Raw genomic sequence first — 20245 nt, forward strand, 5'->3', positions numbered from 1 at the left:
GTAGTCTTCTTCGCTCCCTTGTAGGGGCTGATGCCCCAGATGCGGACGTCGAACGTGCTGCTCATGCTCTGTTCCTAACGGGGGGACGGCCGGGGGGGCGGGGGGGGGGGCCCCCCCGGGGGGGGGGGGGGGGGGGGGGGGGGGGGGGGGGGGGGTCGGGGGGGGGGGGGGGGGGGGGGGGGGGGGGGGGGGGGGGGGGGGGGGGCCCGGGCCGGGGGGGGGGGGGCCCCACTGTCGCCTGGACCGCTTCTGGGACCGCCTCTGGACCGCCTCTGGACTGCCTCTAGACCGCCTCCTGAACCCCTTGCCAGGCCTCGAAAACCAGCCCCCGCACCGTCCGCACCCCGGAAGCCAAAGCCCCTTCCAGCACCGCGTTCGCCCCGAGCTCGGAGGCCGCCAGCTCCGGCACCAGCGGCGTCATCTTGTCCAGCGTCTCGCGCAGCGGCTCCAGCAGCAGGTCCGCGCTGTCGCCGATGCCGCCGCCGAGCACCACCAGCTCCGGGTCGATGACGGCGGCGATCGAGGCGACGGCGTGCGCCAGCCGCTCGGCCTCGCGGCGCACGACCTCGCGCGCGGTGTGGCTGCCCGCGCGCGCCGCCAGGAACACGTCCTTCGCCGAGCCGACGTCGGCCATGCCCAGCTCGCGGGCGATGGCGACCACCGAGTCGGCGGCCGCGGCGTCCTCGAGCGGTCCCCGGGCGGGCGGGCGGTCCTCGTCGTACGAGCCGTACGGCAGGTAGCCGATCTCGCCGGCCGCTCCGTGCGCGCCGGGGAACAGCTTGCCGTCCACCACGATGCCCGAGCCCAGGCCGGTGCCGATGAGCAGATAGACGAACAGCCGCCGGTCGCGTCCGGCGCCGGCCGCGTGCTCGCCGAGCGCGGCGAGGTTGGCGTCGTTCAGGACCTGCAGGCCGGTGCCCAGGCTGGCGGCCAGGCGGTCGGTCACCTCGCGGCGGCCCCAGCCCGGCAGGTTCACCGCGTAGCGCAGTTCGTTGGTCGCCGCGTCGATGACGCCGGGGCTGCCGACCACGGTGTGCAGGACCCGCGACCACTCGACGCCGGCTTCCGTGGTGGCGGCGTGGGCCTGCTCCACGATCGCGTCGACGATGCCGTCGGCGTCGGCGGCGGTGTTGGGGTGGTCGCTGCGGCCCACGACGGTGCCGTCCAGGTCGGCCAGGCCGACGCGGATCCAGCTGCGGCCGACGTCCACCCCGATGGCGTAGCCGGCGGTCGGATCGGCCTCGTACAGCACCGGGGACCGGCCGCGGCCGGCCACCGCCTGCTTGCCGATCTCGCGGACCAGGCCGCCGTGCTCCAGCCGGCCCAGCGCGGTGGACACCGTCGGCTTGGACAGCCCGGTCAGGCGGGCCAGCTCAGCGCGGGAGGTGGCGCCGTCGGCGCGCAGCCGGTCGAGCAGGAGCCGCTCGTTGTTGGTGCGCAGGACGCTGCGGTTCCAGGCGGACTCCACGTCTCGCGGGCTCCTTGTCGCATCGCGCCTGAATCAGGCTCGGTCGGGTTCGGTCGGGCTTGGTCAGACTATTCAGTCTGCACGCTCTTGTGCGGAACTGAGCCCACCTGAGCGAACCCGAGTCGACATTAGTCCCCTCCGGCGCTGTCAGTGTCCGCCGCTACCTTCAGAACATGACCTCCACCGCCCAAATATACGGATATGTCCGTGCGTCCAGTCTGAGCCCGAGCGGCATGCTGGATCTGCAGACCTCCGGCGGTACCACCACTGCGGGCCCCGCCGCGCACCCGCGCTTCTTCTCCGGCTTTCTCGGCGAGGCCGAGCCGGCCGCGGGCGCGCTGCTCGGCGTGGCGAACATCGCCCAGGCCCGCTACTGGCGCCCGAACCTGGCCGCCCTGCGCGACCCGGTCGTCACCTGCAACGGCGACCGCCTGCGCTTCGAGTCCTTCTCCGGCTGCTGCGGCGTCTACGCCCGGCTCGACGTCCTGGACGAGGGCATGGACGGCACGGCCCTGGACCGCGGCACCACCAACGTGGACGTCAACAACGACCTGCGCCTGGCGCTGACCAGGGTCCGGGGCGGCGACCCGCTCAAGCTCGAGGTCGGCCCGGAGGGCCTGGAGGCCACCACCTTCGACGGCACGGTCGTCGAGCGCAAGGTCCCGCTCCCGCCCCGCTGGCTGCGCGGCTTCGCCGAGGTCCAGGCCGTGACCTCGGGCTACGACCTGCGCGCCGAACTCGGCGCGGCGGACGCGGCGCGCTTCCTGCGCGGCCTGCCCGGCGCGCCGCGCGGCGTGCAGTGGCTGGTCCCGGCCGGCCGCACGCTGCGGCTGGCGGCGTCCCCCGGCCCCGGCGCGATCTGCATCGCCGGCCCGCAGCGTCTCAAGGAACTGCTTCCCCTGCTCCGCTTCGGCGGCAAGCTCCGGGTTTACGGCCCGAACGTGGCACGCGGCGCGAACCCGGCGGCCTCCGTCTGGCAGCTGGACCTGCCCGGCATGCGCTTGGTCCTGACCCTGTCCCCGGAGATCACCCGGGGCTTCTCGGGCGAGGGGGCGGTGCTCTCAGCCCTGGCCGGCGACGACGTGATCGACGACGCCGAGACGGTCGCCGCCCTGCTGGCGTTCGACGCGCACATCGAACCGGCGCTGCTGGCCGAGCGGGCGGGACTCCCGGTGGACCGGGTCCGCGCGGCGCTGACGCAGCTCGGGACAGCCGGCCGCGTCGGCTACGACCACGCGGACGCCGCGTACTTCCACCGCGAGCTGCCCTACGACGCCGAACGCGCCGCGAAGCAGAACCCGCGCCTGCGCGCCGCCCGGGACCTGCTCGACGCCGACGCGGTGCGCTGGGACGGCGATATCGCGACGGTGAAGGTCGAGGACCACGTGCAACGGGTGCGGTCGGTGGCCGACGGCACGCTGTCGTGCACGTGCCTGTGGTACGCGAAGTATCAGGGCGGGCGCGGGCCGTGCAAGCACATCCTCGCCGCCGACGCCTACCGGCGCGGCGAGCGCGGGGTCACGGATACCGCCGACGCCGACTCGGACGAGGCGATGGCGGGGGCGGCCCGATGAGCACGGTGAGCGCAATGAGCACGGTGAGCGCAGTGAGCACGGTCGAGGACTTCACCGCCCTGCTGGCCGGCGGCGACGCGAGAGCGGTCGCCGTCTTCTTCGAAGGGATGGCGGAGAAGGAGCGGCGCACCTATATCAAGCCTCTGAAGGAGTTCCTGCGCACGATCAGCTGGCGCGGCACCGAGGAGGAGAAATGGCGCGACTTCTACCAGCGCAAGAAGCTTGCCGGGCAGACTCTGACCCCGGCGGCGATGGCCGTCTTCTCCAACGCCTCCGCGACGGCCAAGTTCCTGCGGGGTTTGCAGCGTTTGGACGCCTTCGACTCCCACGAGCCGGCCATCGCGCAGCGGGTACTGGCCGAGCGCGCTCCGGCTTGGCTCACCGGCCTGCCCGGCGCCCTGCTGGAGACGCTTCAGCCGGAAGACGCCTTTGAACTGGTGGCCGCCGTCAGCGAGGCGGCCGACGTCCGGCTGGCGCCCACCCCGGAGTTCGTGCGCGCCTGGGGTGTGAAATTCCAGCGGATCTACGACGAAGACAAGGTCAAGGCCGAGATCCTGGCCTACCCGCGGCTGGCCGAGGTGCTGCCGCTGCTCTTCGACAACGACGAGAACGACGATCTGTTCTCGTCCTATTCCTGGTTCCACGTCGCCGCGACCACGGCGGTGCAGCAGGGCCTGGTGTCTCGCGCCGAGGTGCTCGACGCCAGCCTGCGGCGGCTGCTGCGCGGCGGGCGGCCCGGGGCGATGCAGGACCACCTGGCGTTCTGGAAGGGGCTCGAGCCGGTCGACGGCGAGGTCGTCCAGCGGGTGTCCAGCTGTATCAGCCTGCTGTCCTCCCAGAGCGGGACGGTCGCGCGGACGTTCCTGGTCGCGCTGAAGACGGTGTCCGACCACGGCCTTCTCGACATCGAGCTCGCCGTCGAGGCCGCGTCGATCGCGGTGACCCGGTCGGAGAAGAACGTCGTCAAGGCCACCCTGGGCTGGCTGGACTCGCTGGCCGCGGGGAACCCGGGCCGCGCCGGGCAGCTGGTGGGGACGATCGCGATCGCCTTCGGCGCGCAGGCGGCGGATCTGCAGGAGCGCGCGGTGAAGCTGGTCGGCAAGCACGGGAAGTCGCTGGCTGAGGACGAGCGGGCCCGGCTGCTCGCCGAGGCGCAGATTTACCTTGCCCCGGACCTGGCGGCGACGCTCGCCGGGCTGCTCGGGGTGTCGCAGGACTCGATGACCGGCGGCCCGGGCCTCGACGCCGGCTATCCGGAGGTGGCGCCGTATGTGCCGCGTCCGCTGCTGCCGCCGATCGCTTCGCCCGCCGAGTTGGCCGAGGTGATCGGGTCGCTGATGCACGCCGATCCGGTCGAGGCGATGGTCTTCGAGCGGGTGCTGGAAGCGGTGGTGGCGTTCGAACGGACGGATTCGGCGGCGTTGCGGGAGGCATTGGCGCCGGTCGTCGAACGGTGGCGTCCGGGGTGGGACTGGGCGCAGACGCAGTCGGCGCTGACTCCGCGCAGCTCGCTGTGTGTCCTCGCTGTGGCGGCGGCCGGCATCGATCGGGACTCGCGGCGCTATCCGCATCGCGCCGGGGTGAAACAGCTGTGGTCGCGGGCGCGGACCTCGGGCCGCGGCTGGTGGCGGCGGACCCGGACGACGCCCGCCGACTTCCTCATCCTGCGCGCCGCCGAGATCCACGCCGCGCTGGGCATGCCGGACCTGCCGCCGCTGGTGTCGGTGCCGACGTCGCCGACCGGGAGCATCGACGCGGCGGTGCTGGCCGCGCGGCTGCGGGAGTGCGAGGCCCGGGGCTGGACGCCGCTGGAGGCGGACTTCCATCAGGCGCTGCTGCGCTTGCCGGACGACTGCGGGGACGTGGACACACGCGGTTTCACGTCGAAGGCGGGCTCGCGCTTCGCGGCGTGGGTGGCGGGGGAGCGGATCGCGGTGCCGGAGGCGGAGATGCCGGACCCGCAGACGCTCGTCCTGCGACGCGCCCGCCCGCGGGCCGAGACCCTGCGGCTCGCGACCCGGGGCCACGCCCTGGTCCCCGAGACGCTGCTGGACCTGGCCCCGGGCGTCTGGCACGAGCCGGAGCGCTGCTGGGACCAGTCGGACTGGACCGCCTGCTGGCCCGCGATCCTCCCCGGCCGCCCGGACCTGGCCGCGACGGCGATGATCGGCGGCGTGGACTGGAGCACGGCCCCGCCCTCGCCGGAGTCGGCGGTGGTCCTCGCCGAACAGGACGGCACCCAGACCGCGACGCACCACGTGATAGCGGCGCGCCTGGTGCACGACGACGTGCGCCTGCGCGCCTCGGGCGTCGACGCGGCACTGGTCCTGGCGGCCCGCGGCCTGCTGGACCCGGCGCAGCTGGGAGCAGCCCTGGCCGCCGAGCTGAAGGCATCGGCAGCGGGCATGCGCCGCGCGGTCCCGGCCCTGCGCGACCTGGCCAACGGCGGCGCGGCCGGCGCGGTCTGGGAGGCGACCGCACTGGCGCTGCCCGGCGTGCTGCCGCCGGCGGTGCCGAAGACCCTGTCCGGCACGGCGGATCTGCTGGTCCTGGCCACGGAACTGGCCGGAACGCTGGCCGAGCGCACGCCGATCGCCGAGGTGAGCGCACTCGCGCAGAAGAAGGGCGGGAGCGCGGTGGCGAACGCGGCGCGGCGGTTGGAGGCGGTGCTGGCGGCGGGGTGAGGGCGGGGCGCGACGCGGTTGGGGGCCGCCTCGGGCTTCGGCGCGGGGCGGGACGGCTTCGGTGGCGGGCGGGCGGTCGGGTGCTGCGGCGATCGGCTGGTCGCGGCGCGGGTTCTTCGGTGGTCGGGCCAGTGCGGTGGTCGGGCCAGTGCGGCGCGGTGCGGTTTTGGTAGCGAATGCGAACCCTGGTGGAGGGAACCGGCTCCTCCCCGCCGACGTCCAAGCCATATGAAGATGAGCAAGTACTTGTACGCGGTCGCGCTCATCGTCAGCGTGGCCGGTTGTCAAAGCTCCGCCAAGGCAGGCGGCGGTGCACCCCCGCCGTCGGCCGACGCGAGCCCGTCTATCACGAGCCCGTCCGCCGCGAGCCCATCACCCCCGCTCCTGCCACCCGCCGGCACGCTCACGCGGGTCGCCGAGCTGAGCTACTCCGGCGGGTTCGCCGTCCGCGGTGATCTGGCGGTGCCGGCGGTGGTCGTGTACTCCGATGGGACCGTCGTCTTCAACGGGCAGAAGCGCCTCACGTTCACCCCCGGTGCGCTCGACGTCCTCGTCAGCACCCTGCAAAAGGATCTGGCGGGCCAGCCCACCAAGACCGTGCTGCAGCCGAACGGCGGCCACCCCATCCCTGATGTGGCCACCACCGTCCTCGGCGTCTACCAGCCCGGCGGGACCTATCAGACCGTGAGTGCGCTCGGGCTCGCCGCCGGTAACGCGTCGCGGTTCCCCGCGCCGGTGGCCGATGCGTTCGCCAAGCTACAGGCGCTCACCTCCGATGCCACCACGCCGTACACCACCACCAAGGTGCGCTACGCCGTGACGTGCCCGTCGGGGGCCGGCGGGCCCGAGCAGCCCTGGCCCAAGGCGTTGCCGCAGCCGGGGACCGGCCAGCCGAACACCTGCCTGGAGCTGCGCACGATCGACGGTCCGGCCGCCGACGCGGTGCGGGCCGCGTGCACCGACGTCAATACGCGGCAGCCGCAGCCCGCCACGATCGTCTACCGCACCGACAGCGGCCCGCGGATCTGCCGGTGGCGCTCCGCGCTGCCGGACGAGACGTCCTGAGCGCGCGACGGTTCAGTGACCCATCCCGCGACGAGAATCAGGCCACTGTCACGATGCACCGCGTAGTAGGCGAACGGCCGATCGAAGGTGACCGACACGCGCCGCACCTGGTACCTTTCCCGCGGCGCGCCGGTGCCGAACATGTCGATCGCGGTCACGGCCGCCGCCCGGAAGCCGGTCTTGCTGAACTCCGCGACGGCGTCCTGGACCGCTTGCTGCACGTACAGCGGGTAGTCGCTGACGCCCGGGAAGTGGCCGTCGCTATCGACCATGGCGTTCTGGAGCCCGAAAAGCGCGGCCCGATCCAGCAGATCGTGCCGCGCCGCGATACGGAACGGGACCGTCGTCGTCACCAGGCTGTCCTGGTTCCAGATGGACTCGACCGTCTCCACAAGGACACCCGGTCCGGCATCGCCGACGGGTAGATCGGTGCCCCGCGTCATGGGGTGGCGCGGGGCACCGATCAATGCGGTCCCGACCGCCAGCACCTCCGAGGGCGAAGTCTCCGCCGGACCGAGGACCAGCACGACATCCACGTCCTCGTCGCCCTCGACGGTCACCGCGGTGACCCGACCGATCGGCGTGTCGGCGACGTGCAACAGATCGAGGTCCGCGTCGAACTGGCGCAGGCACTCAAGCCGACCTCGAGCGTCGGCCCACGGCCCGGCCGATATGTCGGTGGTCGCTGTGAACTCGTTGCGCCACGTGACGCTGACCAACAACGCGCTCGCCAAGACGAACATCGTCTCCGCGCTCACCTCGATCGGCAGCTGAGGGATCAGACCCTCGGTCCGCTCCGAAGCCCAGGCGTCCAGCCGCGTCTGGTCGATCCCCGGCTCGCCGGTCAGCTCACCGTGCACGCCGCCCGGCAGCCGTCCGAGCCAGTCCTCACGAACACGGACCTGGTCGCGCGTCCACAGCCCGAGCGCCGTCTTCACCGAGGGCGTGTGCGTCACGACTTCCAGGAGTTCGCGCGCGGCGCGTGCCGCCTCCTCGGCCGGGACGCCGATCGCGGCGGACAACTCCGCGCGCGTCTCGTCGGCGTCGTCGGCGCCGGCAGCGCCGTCGGCGAGGAACGCCAGCAGCGGCCAGACGCCGACGGCCGACAGGACCGCCGAGTCGGCGCCCGCCTCCGCCAGCCAGCGCTTCGTCAGGGCATTGACGTGCTCGACCGCCGTCATTCGACGCCCACCCATTCCGGCAGTGCCTCGCACCGCTTCAGCCACGGCGCGGGGATCCCCGACACGCCGACCCGGGCGGCCACGATGCCGCCGACGATGGCGCTGGTCGTGTCGATGTCGCCGCCGACGAAGGCGGTGTCCCAGAAGGCGTTCTCGAAGTCGTCCAGATGCTTGGCGGCGATCCAGAGGCAGAAGGGGACGGTGTCCGGGGCCGAGATGTAGCGGCCGTTGCCCAGGGACGCCGCGGCGCTGCGCGGGTCGGTCAGGGGCAGCAGCGTCATCGCGTTCCCGATGCCGTCGCGGACCAGGCCCGGCGGGGTGCGTTCGGCGATCTCGTCGAGGAAGTCGTGGCCGCTCAGGGCGGTGTCGGCGGCCAGGGCGGCGGCGACGGCTATCGCCACCGCGCCCGCGACGCCTTCGGCGTGGGTGTGCGTCACCTCCGCCGACGCCGTCGCCTCGGCGACCACGCGGTCCAGGTCCGCCGAGCCGTACCAGGCGCCCAGCGGCGCGACGCGCATCGCGGCGCCGTTGCCCCAGGAGCCCTTGCCGTCGAACATGGCCTTGGCCAGTTCGCGCCAGTCGGCGCCCTCCTGGCGGATGAGGCGGAGCATGCGGTTGACGCCGGCGCCGTAGCCGCGGTCGAAGTCGTGGTGGGCGGCGAACGAGTAAGCCAGGGCGTCCTGGTCCACGTGCCCGTGGTCGCGCAGCACCGCCAGCACCGAGCAGGCCATCTCGGTGTCGTCGGTCCAGTACCAGGGGTCCGGGGGCAGGCGGCGGTCGGTCAGGAGCGGCTGGTTCAGCGGGATGAAGTAGCAGGCGCCCACCGCGTCGCCCACGGCCAGGCCGCGGAGCGACGCGACGGCGCGGGCAAGGCGGCGGTCGTCGGTCATGTTCCACTTCTTACCGCATGGCATACCACTAACTCACTTCGCTTCGGCCCGGGCTTGTCATCCGCCTCGTATCCCACTCGTCTTTGTCGGCGGTGTCTGCGATGATCTGCGTGGGAAGGAAACAAGTGCTCAAGCTCATCACCCCTTACAAGCCGATTCTCGCCATCCCGGGCACCCGGGCCCTGTTCGTCGTCGCCTTCGTGGCGCGGTTGCCGCTGACCGCCAAGGCCATGGCGCTCACCCTGCACATCGTGTTGGACCAGGGCGGCAGTTATGCCGCGGCCGGTCTGGCGAGCATGGTGATGACCATCGGCATGGGCGTCGGATCGCCGCTGCTCGGGCGGATGGTGGACCATCGGGGGCTCAAACCGGTGCTGCTGCTGACCGGGGTGTCGGAGGCGGCGTACTGGGTGAGCGCCCCGTTCCTGTCCTATCCGCTGCTGCTGGTGACCACGTTCGTGCTCGGCGGCGTGCTCGGGGTGCCGGTGTTCTCGGTGATCCGGCAGGCGGTGGCCGCCCGGGTGCCCGACGCGATGCGCCGTCAGGCCTTCGCCCTGGACTCGATGATCGTGGAGCTGGTCTTCATGGTCGGCCCGGCGCTGGCGATCGCGACCATCACCTCGATGCACACCGCGACGGTCACCATGGCGGCGATCGGCGTGCTGACCGTCGGGTCGGTGCTGACGCTGTGGGTGCTGAACCCGCCGATCGGCCACGCGGCCGCCGGCGGCGACGGCGCGCCGCCGGAGAAGGTCCCGCCGAGCACGTGGGTCCGGCCGGCCTTCGTCCTGGTCCTGGCCACCGGCCTGGCGGCGAACCTGGTGCTGGCCGGCACCGACATCTCGATCACCGCGCTGCTGCGCCAGCAGAACGCGGTGAGCATGGCCGGGGTGTGCATCTTCGCCTGGTGCCTGCTGTCCTTGATCGGCGGCTTCTGGCACGGCTCGACCGAGCGGCCGTGGCGGCTGCCGGTCCTGATGCTGCTGCTGGGCGCCGGCACCATCCCGGTCGGCTTCGTCGGCCAGTTCGGGTGGTGGTGGCTGGCGCTGATCCTGCTGCCCGCCGGCTTCATGTGCGCGCCGACGCTGGCGTCCACGGCCGAGTCGGTGGCCGCCGCGGTCCCGGCCTCGGCGCGCGGTCAGGCGATGGGCTTGCAGGGCTCGGCGATGACCCTGGGCGGTGCGATCGGCGCGCCGCTGGCCGGCACGGTGGTGGACGCCTCCTCGCCGCCGTGGGCCTTCGCCACGACCGGCGCGATCGGCGTGGTGCTGGCCGCCGCGATGCTGGCGTATCAGCGGTTCGCGAAGACCGGGACGGAGCGCGTGGCGGTGCCGGCTGTCGCCGAGGCGATCGACGAGGTACCTGTCGGCGCGGGCGCCGTGATGGATACCGAGAACGCCGGACTGGCGACGGCGGCCTGCTAGCGGCGAGCTTCCACGCGGGTCGCCGGGTCCTCCGCGCGACTGCTCATGTCCCGGACCAAATCCGGATCACGTCCCGGATCACATCCCGGATCAGGTCCCGGATCACGTCCCGGATCAGGTCCCGGATTCCGCACCAGGAATCCGGGACCCCGCCGTGGAAGCGCCGCCTAGCCGCGCTTCGGCGTCGTCACCACCACGAACTCGCTCCCGTCCTCCGACAGCGTCAGCTCCGCGGTCAGCGAAGCCAACTCCCCGAGCCGGTGCAGGTGCGTGCCGCCGCAGGCGATCTCCACCGTCCCCTCCGGCAGCTCGCACACCCACTGGCGGCGGGCCGTCAGCTCCGGGCCGGGGGTGTCGATGCGGATCGCGGCGTCCTGCGCGAGCCACTGTGCGAGGCGGCTGTTGATCTTCTCCGTCAGTTCCGGCAGCGCCTCGCGCAGCCCTTCGGGGTCGAAGCCCTTCTTGCGCAGCGACTTGCCGAGCCGGTACCGGTCGGTGCTGGCGTCCAGGCCGATCCGCGAGGTGTCCATCGCGACGCTGTCGAAGTCGGGCTGTCCCAGGCCGTCGGTGCGGACCTCCTTGCGCCAGCGGTCGGCCAGCGCCTCGTTGAGGGCCAGGGCCATCAGGTGGCAGCCGGTGTGCGAGGCGGACAGCGCCGCGCGGCGGGCCTCGTCGACGCGCAGTTCCACCGTCGCGCCGGGGGCCGGGGCGTCCGCGCCGTCGAGGACGTGCACGGCCAGCCACTGCCAGGTCTCATCGCCCCGGCGGACCGGGATGTCCGTGCCGACCGCGAACGCCCCGTCCGGGCCCACCCCGCCGGTGACGCAGTCCGCGACGGCGTGCTCCGCCCCGTCGGCGGCGATCAGCACGCCGGTGTCGCCGGGCTGGTCGGGCCAACTGTGGTCCAGCGGATGGAACGGCGTCGTGTCGACGATCACGCCCGCGCCCTCGGGCAGCGGCCGCACGGCCAGAACGGTCGCGCTCCCGGACGTCGCGCCGGCGGGGAAGGTGACGAGAGTGGTGGTGAGCTGTGCCATGGCGCCATCGTCTCATCGGCGGCGCGGCAGGGGAGAATAGGCGCATGCGAGCCGTGGTCCAGAGGGTGAGTGAGGCGTCGGTGACGGTGGCCGGCGAGGTGGTCGGGGCGATTCCGGGCCCGGGCCTGGCCGTCCTGGTCGGCGTCACCCACGACGACACCCCCGCCAAGGCCGCGCAGCTGGCCCGCAAGCTGTGGAGTCTGCGCCTGTTCGAGGGCCCGGACGGCGAGCCCGGGACCGAGCAGTCCTGCTCCGACTTCGGTGGGCCACTGCTCGTAATCAGCCAGTTCACGCTCTACGGCGACGCCCGCAAGGGCCGCCGCCCTACTTGGAGCGCTGCCGCGCCCGGACCGGTGGCCGAACCGCTGGTCGAGGCGGTGGTCGCGGAACTGCGCGGGCTCGGGGCGAAAGTGGAGACCGGCAGATTCGGCGCGGATATGAAAGTGGCGCTCGTGAACGACGGTCCTTTCACTGTCGTGCTGGAGGTCTGAAACCCCGAAGGGCGCTGGGAAAACCCTTCGAAACAGTTATCGGCACAGGCCTGGTCGAGCGGTCCGCGGCTCTATATCATTCTCGACAATCACGACCTGGTGGCCACGTCGGACGCGGTTTTCCGCTGCCGTCGCGAGAACCCGGCGCGCGCTTTCACGACCGGTGGTGAACCCATGCCTCGCCCTTCCCTGCGCACACTCACCGTCGCATTCCTTGCGGCCGGATGTCTGTTCTCGGGCACTGCCGCGGCTCAGGCTTCTCAATCACTTGCCGGGCAGATATATGGTGGCGCGCCGGTCGCCGGCGCCGGCCACTGCACCGCGCCGCTCCCGGCCCCCGACCTGCCGGCCGGCGACGCCGAGCCGGATCTGCTGTGGCCGCAGCAGCGACTGGGCCTGAGCCAGGCCGGCGTCTGGTACCTGAACCGCGGCAAGGACGTCACGGTCGCGGTCATCGACACCGGCGTCGATCCGTCGAACCCGGCGTTCGCGCCGGACGCGGTGCTGCCCGGCCCGAGCGTCGTCGACCCCGGCGACACCGCCGACTACGACTGCAGCGGCCACGGGACCGCGGTCGCGGCGATCATCGCCGGCAAGGAGAGCGGCCTGTTCGGCTTCACCGGGGTCGCGCCGGAGGCGCAGATCCTGCCGATCCGGCAGACCTACGACCCGAACACGCCCGGCAGCTCCGTGAAGCTCGCCGACGCGATCCGGACCGCGACGGCGGCCGGCGCGCGGATCATCAACATCTCCATCGGCGTCCCCGACGACTCGCCCCAGCTGCGCTCCGCGGTGCAGAACGCGTTGGCCAGCGACGTGCTGATCGTCGCCGCGGTCGGTCCCTGGCCGAAGAGCTATCCGGCGGCGACCTCCGGGGTGCTGGCGGTCGGGGCGATCAACGTGGACGGCAGCGCCATCGCGCCGGGACCGCGGAACGCGGCCGGGGGCGGGAGCGGAAGCGGCACCGGGGCTCTGGTGTCCGCGCCCGGCGGCCGGATGGCGGTCCCGGCCGCCGGCCATCCGGACGGGCTCACCGCGATGCAGGGCACGGACCTGGCCGCGCCGTACGTCTCCGGCGTCGCTGCCCTCGTCCTGTCCTACCGGCCGACCCTGCACAACTGGCAGGTGGCACAACGGCTGGAGGCCACCGCCGACCCGCCGGTGGCCAACCCCTCCAGCGCGGCGGGCACGCCGGCCACGGCGGATCCGGTGACCGGCTACGGCGTCGTCGACCCCTACCGCGCGGTCTCGCAGGACCTGCCGGACGAGCGGCGCCCCGACCCGTCGGCCGGTCCTGGAGTCGTCGTCTCGCCGGCTGACGCCGCCGTGCCAGGCCACGACCGCGGCGCGTCCCGCATCGCGCTGGCCGTCAGCACCGCCGGGGTGCTGGTGCTGGCCGCTCCGGTGGCCGTCGCGGCGGCGCGCCGGGGGCGCGTAAAGGGCTCGCGCGCCGGGGTGTGAGGTGTCATAGGGTCGGGGCTGTGACGTCCATTAATGAGATCGCCGAAGACTACGTCGCCCGCTATGTCGAACTGGACCCGCAGTTCGCCACCGACCTCGGTGTCGCCGGGCACGACCATGAGCTGACCGACTACTCACTGGAAGGGTTCGCCGAGCGCAACACGCTGACGGCGACCACCCTCGCGGCGATCCGGGCCCTGGAGCCCGCGGACGAGAACGAGCGCGTCGCCAAGGAGGCGATGGAGGAGCGCCTGGCCCTGGCCGTCGAGACCTACGAGGCCGGCGACGACACCGCCGCGCTGAACGTGCTCGCCAGCCCCTTCCAGGCTGTGCGGTCGGTGTTCGACCAGATGAGCACCGACGGCGAGGAGAACCACGCGAACATCGCCGCGCGTCTGGCGGCGGTGCCGGAGGCGCTGGAGCAGCTGAAGGCGACGCTGGCCGACTCGGCGGCGAACGGCCGCACCTCCGCGCGGCGCCAGGTGCTGGCCTGTGCCAAGCAGGCCAAGGACTGGAACGGGGAGCTCGGCGGGGAGAACTTCTGGACCGGCCTGGTCGGCCGCACCGGTGCCGCCGGCGCGGTGCGCGCGGACCTGGACCGCGGCGCGGTGGCGGCCACCGAGGCGACCGCAGAGTTCGGCCGCTTCCTCACCGAGAAGCTGCTGCCCTCGGCGCCGGCCAAGGACGCCGTCGGCCGCGAGCGCTACCAGCGCGCCTCGCGCGAGTTCCTCGGCGACGTCATCGACCTGGAGGAGACCTACCACTGGGGCCTGGAGGAAGTGGCCCGGCTGCGCGCCGAGATGGCCGCGACCGCCGCGCGCATCGTGCCCGGCGGCTCGCTGGCCGACGCGCTGACCGCACTGGACTCCGACGCCTCCCGCCAGATCACCGGCGCCGACAACTTCCGCGCCTGGATGCAGGAGAAGTCCGACGCCGCCGTCGAGGCGCTGGCCGACGTCCACTTCGACATCCCCGAGCCGGTGCGCCGCCTGGAGTGCATGATCGCCCCGACCCACGACGGCGTCATGTACTACACGCCGCCGTCGGAGGACTTCGCGCGGCCGGGCCGCATGTGGTGGTCGGTGCCCGAGGGCCAGACCGAGTTCGCCACCTGGCGTGAGACCACGACGGTCTACCACGAGGGCGTCCCGGGGCATCACCTGCAGTGCGCGCAGACCGCCTACCGCAAGGACGTGCTGAACCGCTGGCAGCGCTCGATGTGCTGGGTCTCCGGCCACGGCGAGGGCTGGGCGCTGTACGCCGAGCGGCTGATGGACGACCTGGGCTACCTGGCCGACCCCGGCGACAAGCTGGGCATGCTCGACGGCCAGATGATGCGCGCCGTGCGCGTGGTCGTGGACCTTGGCATGCACCTGGAGTTCGAGATCCCGGCCGGGACCGACTTCGGCAACGGCGCCGACCACGGCGGCGAGCGCTGGACCCCGGAACTGGGCTGGGAGTACATGACGGCGAACGTCAACACCACCGAGGCGCAGCTCGCGTTCGAGCTGGACCGCTACCTCGGCTGGCCGGGCCAGGCGCCGGCGTACAAGATCGGCGAGCGGATCTGGCTGCAGGCGCGCGCCGATGCCGAGGCGCGCAAGGGCGCCGACTTCGACCTGAAGACCTTCCACCGGCAGGCCCTGGACCTCGGCTCGATCGGCCTCAAGCCGCTGCGCGAGGCGCTCGGCCGGCTGTAGGCGGGCGGCGCGCTCGACGCGCGCGTGGCTCTGTTCTGACTCAGAGCCCGGACTTCTCGGAGTCCGGGCTCTTTTTCTTCACGCAGTACTGTGCAATGTGTAGTACCGTGTTCCGCACAGGAGGGGCGATGGATTCCACACAACTGCTCAAGGGCGTCCTGGACTCGGCGGTGCTCGCGGTCCTGGTCGACGAGGACGGATACGGCTACGACATCGTCCGTCGGCTGCGGATCGCGGGGTTCGAGGACATCGGGGACGCGTCGGTCTACGGAACGCTGCGGCGCTTGTACGCCAACGGATATCTGACGAGTTACGTGGTGCCCTCGGAGGCGGGGCCGCACCGGAAGTACTACGGGGTCAACGCCAGCGGGCGGGCGCAACTGAAGGAGTCCACGGCGACGTGGCGGGTGTTCGCCGGGACCATGGACCGGCTGCTCGGAGCGGAGAGGGGAGATCGGGCATGAGTTCCCAGGAGTTCGAGGGTGTGGGCGGCGACCGGGACCGGGACCGTGACGCCGACGGCGCCGGCGCCGTCGGCGACGAGGTGGCCGGGTACGCGGCCGAGGTCCGGGCGCAGTTCGCCGACCTGCCCGAGGCGGACAGTGCCGAGCTGCTGGAAGACCTGGAGGACCATCTGCGCGAGGTGGCGACCGAGGACGCGGGCACGCTGCGGGAGCGGCTTGGCGCGCCGGCGGCGTATGCCAGGGAACTGCGACAGGCGGCCGGGCTGCCGGAGCCGGGAGAGGGGAGCGGCTCGGGCGGGGCACGCCGGCCGCGGCGGACGCTGCGGGCCAGGGCGCGCCAGACGTTGGCGGACGCGGAGGGCCGGGCGCGCCAGTACCGGGCGGGGCGCGAGGTGCTGGATTTCCTGCCCTCGCTGCGTCCCGCGTGGTGGGTGCTGCGCGGCTGGGTCGCCGTGCGGCTTTTGGAGGTGATGACGACGAACGTTGATCCGTGGCACGACTTCGCGCTCATCCCGCAGGTCGGGAACAGTACGTTCACCGGCTTCATCGCGTTGCTGGTCGCGGTCCCGGCGTCGGTGTACGCGGCCCGCCGGACGGTACCGGAGGGCTGGCGGCGCCGGGCCATGGGAGCGGGGGAGGGCATCCTCGTCCTGTTCACCGTCGCGATGGCGCTGTCGTCGGCCGGCGGTCAGGACGACTACACCCAGACAGCTTCGGGTGTGTCCTATGTCCAAGGGGCGCCGCAACAGGGGCTTGCAGAGAACGGCAAGCAGATCTCGAACCTGTACGTCTACGACCAGAGCGGGAAGCTGCTCGACGGTGTCCTCGTCTACGACCAGGACGGCCAGCCGGTCGGTGCCGATCCGTTCATGAACGGGTACGGGTCGGAGATCGACAACAACGGCTGGCTGGACGGCAACGGTGCGCTGGTGCCGAACGCCTACCCGCGGCAGTTGTTCCAGCAGCAGTGGGACAACGTCAACGGCGGTCGGCGCTACGTCACGGTTCCGCCGCCGCTGGTGAACATTCCGCGCGGGGTACACCGGGGCTCGACGCCGACCGGGCCTCAGAGTTCTGCTACACCCTCGACGACCCCTTCCACAACGCCGCCCGCCACGCCTTCCACCACGCCCACCGGTGGCGCCACCGGAGCGCAGCCGTCCTCCACGCTCCCGTCGACTCCGGCGCCGAGCAGCACGACGGGTTGAAGATTCATATTCGCCCGCTACGGTGGCCCCGTGAACAACTCAGGTTCGGGGCGCGTCCTGGTGGTCGACGACAGCGACACCATCAGGACTCTGATCCGTATCAACCTGGAGTTGGAGGGCTTCGAGGTCCAGGAGGCCGACTCGGGCGCCCGGTGCCTGGAACTGGTGCCGGGCACCGACGTGGTGACCCTGGACCTGCTGCTGCCCGAGACCGGCCCCGGCGGTCTGGACGTGCTCCGGCGCCTCAAGCGCGACCCGGCCCTGGGCCGTCCGCGGGTGGTCGTGGTGACCGCCGCCGCGCTGCCCGAGGACCGGCGGCTCGGTGAGTCGGCCGGCGCCGACGCCTACATCACCAAGCCCTTCGAACCGGTGGACCTGGTCGACGCGGTGCGGGAGCTGGCCTCGCGTCCCGTAACCTAGGCCGGGTGACTCCCGAGCAGCTTTCCCAGGCCGTCCTCGACACCGTCAAGGAAGCCGTCGCCGACGGCGCGCTGACCCTGACCGCGGTTCCCGAAACCGTGACCGTCGAGCGACCGAAGAACCGCGACCACGGCGACTACGCCACCAACGTCGCCCTCCAGCTCACCAAGGCCGCCGGCATGCCGCCGCGGGCGCTGGCCGAGCTGCTCGCCGAGCGCCTGCGCAAGGTCGAGGGCATCGCCGGCGTGGACATCGCCGGGCCCGGGTTCCTCAACCTGAAGCTGGCCGCCGGCGCCGCCGGCGAGCTCGCCAAGAGCATCGTGGAGCAGGGCGAGGCGTACGGGCGCAGCGAGACCTTCGCGGCCCACATCGTCAACCTGGAGTTCGTCTCCGCCAACCCGACCGGGCCGCTGCACCTGGGCCACACCCGGTGGGCCGCGGTCGGCGACGCGCTCGGCCGGCTGCTGGAGGCCGCCGGCGCCGACGTCACGCGCGAGTTCTACATCAACGACGCCGGCAACCAGATGAACAACTTCGGCAAGTCGCTGGCGCTGCGGGCGAACGGCCAGGAGGTGCCGTCGGGCGAGGGCCTGTATGAGGGCGCGTACATCAAGGATCTGGCTCAGACGATCCTGGAGGAGCACCCGGTCCTGACCCAGATGCCGGCCGAGGCGCAGGTCGAGGCCTTCCGCACCGCCGGGTACAAGCTCCAGCTGCGGCTCCAGCAGGAGTCGCTGGAGAAGTTCCGCACGCACTTCGACGTCTGGTTCTCCGAGAAGACGCTGCACGACTCCGGCGACGTCGAGGGCGTCGCGGACCGGCTGGCCGAGCAGGGCCACGTCTTCGAGCAGGACGGCGCGGTCTGGCTGCGCACCACCGACTTCGGCGACGACAAGGACCGGGTCATCGTCCGCTCCAACGGCGAGCGCACCTACTTCTCCGCGGACTGCGCGTACTACCTGAACAAGCGGGACCGCGGCTACTCGCCGTGCATCTACATGCTCGGCGCCGACCACCACGGCTACGTCGGCCGACTCAAGGCGATGGCCGCGTGCTCCGGCGACGACCCGGAGAAGGACATCGAGGTCCTGATCGGCCAGTTCGTGAAGATGGTGAAGGACGGCGAGGAGGTCAAGCTCTCCAAGCGGACCGGGAACATCGTCACGCTGGACGACGTGATCGACCTGATCGGCGTGGACGCGGCGCGCTACGCGCTGGCACGCTCCAGCGTGGACCACGAGCTGGTGCTGGACGTGGACCTGCTCACTTCGCAGAAAGCCGAGAACCCGGTCTACTACGTCCAGTACGCGCACTCGCGGATGGCCTCGGTCAAGCGCAATGCCGCTGAGCTGGGCTTCGACAAGGGCACGGCCGAGGACTTCAAGCCGGAGCTGCTCGTGCACCCGCGCGAGGAGGAACTGCTCGCGGCGCTTGCCGAGTTCCCCCGGGTCGTGGCGCAGGCCGCCGGGACGCGCGCGGTGCACAAGGTCGCGCACTACTTGGAGGGCCTGGCCGGCAAGTACCACGCCTGGCAGTCCGAGAAGAAGGACTGCCGCATCCTCCCGCTCGGCGGTGACGCGCCGACCGACCTGAACCGCGCCCGGCTCTGGCTGGTCGAGGCCACTCAGACCGTGCTCCGCAACGGTCTGGACCTTCTCGGCGTCTCGGCACCTGAGCGCATGTGACAAATCGGACCTGAAGTAGGGAACACTTTCGGTCCATGAGCAGAAGCGCGCACCCCGCCGGGCCCCGCTACGCCGACGTGCTGCCGGAGGGCGGCCACGGCGCCGCTCCGGCGGACCTCAACCGGCTGGACCGCAGGATCTGGCCCGGCGGGGTGGCGCGCGACGAGGAGTCCGGGGCGCTCACCTTCGCCGGCGCCGACGTGCGGGAGCTGGCGCGGGAGTTCGGCACCCCGGCGTACCTCGTCGACGAGGACGACTGGCGGCGCCGGGCCCGCGAGTGGGTCGAGGCGTTCGGCGCGGAAGCCGACGTCTTCTACGCGGGCAAGTCCTTCCTGTCCGTGGCGATCGCCAAGTGGGCCGCCGAGGAGGGCCTGCACCTGGACGTCTGCTCCGGCGGCGAGCTCGCGGTCGCTTTGCGCGCCGGCTTCCCGGCGCACCGCCTCGGCTTCCACGGCAACAACAAGTCCGTGGCCGAGCTCGAGCGCGCGGTGGACGCCGGGGTCGGCCGGATCATCGTCGACTCGCACGACGAGATAGAGCGCCTGGCGGCCATCGCCGCGGACCGGGGTGTCCGGCAGCGCGTGATGGTGCGGGTCACCGCCGGCGTCGAGGCGCACACCCACGAGTTCATCGCCACCGCGCACGAGGACCAGAAGTTCGGCTTCTCGCTGGCCGGCGGCGCGGCGGCCGAGGCCGTGGCGCGCATCCTGAAGCACGCCGACCACCTGGAGCTCACCGGGCTGCACTCGCACATCGGCAGCCAGATCTTCGACACCGCCGGCTTCGAGGTGGCCGCGCACCGGCTGACCGAGGCGCTGGCCGCGATCAAGCGCGAGCACGGCATCGAGCTGCCCGAGCTGGACCTCGGCGGCGGTCTGGGCATCGCCTACACCGAGGCCGACGACCCGGCGCCGGTCGCCGAGACCGCGCGGCGGCTCAAGGAGATCGTGGCGCGCGAGTGCGACGCCGCGGGCCTGGCGCGTCCGCGCCTGTCCGTCGAGCCCGGCCGCGCCATCGCCGGTCCCCCCGGGATCACGCTCTACGAGGTCGGCACGGTGAAGCCGCTGCCGGGCCTGCGCACCTACGTCTCGGTGGACGGCGGGATGTCGGACAACATCCGCACCGCCCTGTACGACGCCGAGTACACGGTCGCGCTGGTCAACCGGGCCAGCCGGGCCGAGGCGGCGCTGACCCGGGTGGTCGGCAAGCACTGCGAGTCCGGCGACATCGTGGTCCGCGACGCCTGGCTGCCCGGCGACACCGCGCCCGGCGACCTGCTGGCGGTCGCCGCGACCGGCGCCTACTGCCGCTCCATGGCCAGCAACTACAACCACGTGCTCAAGCCGCCGGTGGTCGCGGTGCGGGACGGCGCCGCGCGGGTCATCGTGCGGCGCGAGACCGAGGACGACCTGCTGGGGCTGGACCTGGGATAGCGCTCCTCGGCGGTCCCACATCCCGGACGACGGGTTGTCGAGGAGTGGGATTCGGCGAGA

General features: G+C 72.4%; 16 protein-coding genes. 12 read left to right on the forward strand and 4 right to left on the reverse strand.

Going from position 1 to position 20245, the window contains the following annotated elements:
- Nucleotides 1-283: 283 nt before the first annotated feature.
- Complete coding sequence (locus ABH926_RS48490; protein WP_370374188.1) at nucleotides 284-1468, reverse strand: ROK family protein; 1185 nt, start codon at nucleotides 1466-1468, stop codon at nucleotides 284-286.
- 173 nt (nucleotides 1469-1641) lie between these two features.
- Between ABH926_RS48490 and ABH926_RS48495 the strand changes: the two genes are divergently transcribed.
- From ABH926_RS48495 to ABH926_RS48505, 3 genes are all read left to right on the forward strand, one after another.
- Nucleotides 1642-3042 (forward strand): SWIM zinc finger family protein, encoded by a 1401-nt coding sequence (locus ABH926_RS48495; protein WP_370374189.1) that lies wholly within the window; start codon nucleotides 1642-1644, stop codon nucleotides 3040-3042.
- Between the two features lie 14 nt (nucleotides 3043-3056).
- Nucleotides 3057-5726 (forward strand): DUF6493 family protein, encoded by a 2670-nt coding sequence (locus ABH926_RS48500; protein WP_370374190.1) that lies wholly within the window; start codon nucleotides 3057-3059, stop codon nucleotides 5724-5726.
- A 234-nt stretch (nucleotides 5727-5960) separates the two neighbouring features.
- Nucleotides 5961-6791: a hypothetical protein gene (locus ABH926_RS48505; RefSeq protein ID WP_370374191.1), complete on the forward strand. Its 831-nt coding sequence runs from the start codon at nucleotides 5961-5963 to the stop codon at nucleotides 6789-6791.
- On the opposite strand, the gene ABH926_RS48510 is transcribed toward ABH926_RS48505, so the two are convergent.
- Together ABH926_RS48510 and ABH926_RS48515 are read right to left on the reverse strand one after the other, a co-directional pair.
- Nucleotides 6725-7972 carry a serpin family protein gene (locus ABH926_RS48510; RefSeq protein ID WP_370374192.1) on the reverse strand — a complete coding sequence of 416 codons (1248 nt, stop codon included), beginning with the start codon at nucleotides 7970-7972 and terminating at the stop codon, nucleotides 6725-6727. The genes ABH926_RS48505 and ABH926_RS48510 overlap by 67 nt on opposite strands.
- Nucleotides 7969-8862 carry an ADP-ribosylglycohydrolase family protein gene (locus tag ABH926_RS48515; RefSeq protein ID WP_370374193.1) on the reverse strand — a complete coding sequence of 298 codons (894 nt, stop codon included), beginning with the start codon at nucleotides 8860-8862 and terminating at the stop codon, nucleotides 7969-7971. Before ABH926_RS48515 ends, ABH926_RS48510 begins: the two co-directional genes overlap by 4 nt.
- 125 nt (nucleotides 8863-8987) lie before the next feature.
- On the opposite strand from ABH926_RS48515, the gene ABH926_RS48520 reads away from it, so the two are divergent.
- Entirely contained in the window at nucleotides 8988-10286 is a 1299-nt protein-coding gene (locus ABH926_RS48520) for an MFS transporter (RefSeq protein ID WP_370374194.1), read from the forward strand.
- Between the two features lie 167 nt (nucleotides 10287-10453).
- On the opposite strand, the gene ABH926_RS48525 is transcribed toward ABH926_RS48520, so the two are convergent.
- Entirely contained in the window at nucleotides 10454-11323 is an 870-nt protein-coding gene (locus tag ABH926_RS48525) for a metal-dependent hydrolase (protein WP_370374195.1), read from the reverse strand.
- 44 nt (nucleotides 11324-11367) lie between these two features.
- Here ABH926_RS48525 and dtd point away from each other — a divergent pair, with 44 nt between their 5' ends.
- The 8 genes from dtd (at nucleotide 11368) to lysA (ending at nucleotide 20185) form a co-directional block, all read left to right on the forward strand.
- Nucleotides 11368-11814 carry a D-aminoacyl-tRNA deacylase gene (gene dtd / locus ABH926_RS48530; protein WP_370374196.1) on the forward strand — a complete coding sequence of 149 codons (447 nt, stop codon included), beginning with the start codon at nucleotides 11368-11370 and terminating at the stop codon, nucleotides 11812-11814.
- Between the two features lie 174 nt (nucleotides 11815-11988).
- Nucleotides 11989-13275, forward strand: coding sequence for a S8 family serine peptidase (locus tag ABH926_RS48535; RefSeq protein WP_370374197.1), 1287 nt, complete (start codon nucleotides 11989-11991; stop codon nucleotides 13273-13275).
- Between the two features lie 20 nt (nucleotides 13276-13295).
- Nucleotides 13296-14975 carry a DUF885 domain-containing protein gene (locus tag ABH926_RS48540; RefSeq protein WP_370374198.1) on the forward strand — a complete coding sequence of 560 codons (1680 nt, stop codon included), beginning with the start codon at nucleotides 13296-13298 and terminating at the stop codon, nucleotides 14973-14975.
- Nucleotides 14976-15103: 128 nt separating this feature from the next.
- A complete protein-coding gene (locus ABH926_RS48545) occupies nucleotides 15104-15439 on the forward strand; it encodes a PadR family transcriptional regulator (protein WP_370374199.1) in 336 nt (111 codons plus the stop codon).
- Nucleotides 15436-16647, forward strand: a complete 1212-nt coding sequence (locus ABH926_RS48550) for a hypothetical protein (RefSeq protein WP_370374200.1) — start codon at nucleotides 15436-15438, stop codon at nucleotides 16645-16647. Before ABH926_RS48545 ends, ABH926_RS48550 begins: the two co-directional genes overlap by 4 nt.
- Before the next feature lie 30 nt (nucleotides 16648-16677).
- The gene (locus ABH926_RS48555; RefSeq protein WP_370374201.1) at nucleotides 16678-17067 is read left to right on the forward strand and encodes a response regulator; all 390 of its coding nucleotides are present in this window, start codon (nucleotides 16678-16680) and stop codon (nucleotides 17065-17067) included.
- Between the two features lie 5 nt (nucleotides 17068-17072).
- Nucleotides 17073-18752, forward strand: a complete 1680-nt coding sequence (gene argS / locus ABH926_RS48560) for an arginine--tRNA ligase (protein ID WP_370374202.1) — start codon at nucleotides 17073-17075, stop codon at nucleotides 18750-18752.
- Nucleotides 18753-18787: 35 nt separating this feature from the next.
- A complete protein-coding gene (lysA, locus tag ABH926_RS48565) occupies nucleotides 18788-20185 on the forward strand; it encodes a diaminopimelate decarboxylase (protein ID WP_370374203.1) in 1398 nt (465 codons plus the stop codon).
- Nucleotides 20186-20245: the final 60 nt, after the last annotated feature.

The organism is Catenulispora sp. GP43 (genome assembly GCF_041260665.1).
Classification (GTDB): Bacteria; Actinomycetota; Actinomycetes; order Streptomycetales; family Catenulisporaceae; genus Catenulispora.

Bases quoted from the DNA above. Each gene is read 5' to 3' on its own strand.
- lysA (WP_370374203.1), top strand. From the start codon at position 18,788: ATGAGCAGAAGCGCGCACCCCGCCGGGCCCCGCTACGCCGACGTGCTG.
- ABH926_RS48545 (WP_370374199.1), top strand. From the start codon at position 15,104: ATGGATTCCACACAACTGCTCAAGGGCGTCCTGGACTCGGCGGTGCTC.
- ABH926_RS48525 (WP_370374195.1), bottom strand. From the start codon at position 11,323: ATGGCACAGCTCACCACCACTCTCGTCACCTTCCCCGCCGGCGCGACG.
- ABH926_RS48495 (WP_370374189.1), top strand. From the start codon at position 1,642: ATGACCTCCACCGCCCAAATATACGGATATGTCCGTGCGTCCAGTCTG.
- ABH926_RS48535 (WP_370374197.1), top strand. From the start codon at position 11,989: ATGCCTCGCCCTTCCCTGCGCACACTCACCGTCGCATTCCTTGCGGCC.
- ABH926_RS48515 (WP_370374193.1), bottom strand. From the start codon at position 8,862: ATGACCGACGACCGCCGCCTTGCCCGCGCCGTCGCGTCGCTCCGCGGC.
- ABH926_RS48550 (WP_370374200.1), top strand. From the start codon at position 15,436: ATGAGTTCCCAGGAGTTCGAGGGTGTGGGCGGCGACCGGGACCGGGAC.
- ABH926_RS48500 (WP_370374190.1), top strand. From the start codon at position 3,057: ATGAGCACGGTGAGCGCAGTGAGCACGGTCGAGGACTTCACCGCCCTG.
- dtd (WP_370374196.1), top strand. From the start codon at position 11,368: ATGCGAGCCGTGGTCCAGAGGGTGAGTGAGGCGTCGGTGACGGTGGCC.
- ABH926_RS48505 (WP_370374191.1), top strand. From the start codon at position 5,961: ATGAGCAAGTACTTGTACGCGGTCGCGCTCATCGTCAGCGTGGCCGGT.
- ABH926_RS48510 (WP_370374192.1), bottom strand. From the start codon at position 7,972: ATGACGGCGGTCGAGCACGTCAATGCCCTGACGAAGCGCTGGCTGGCG.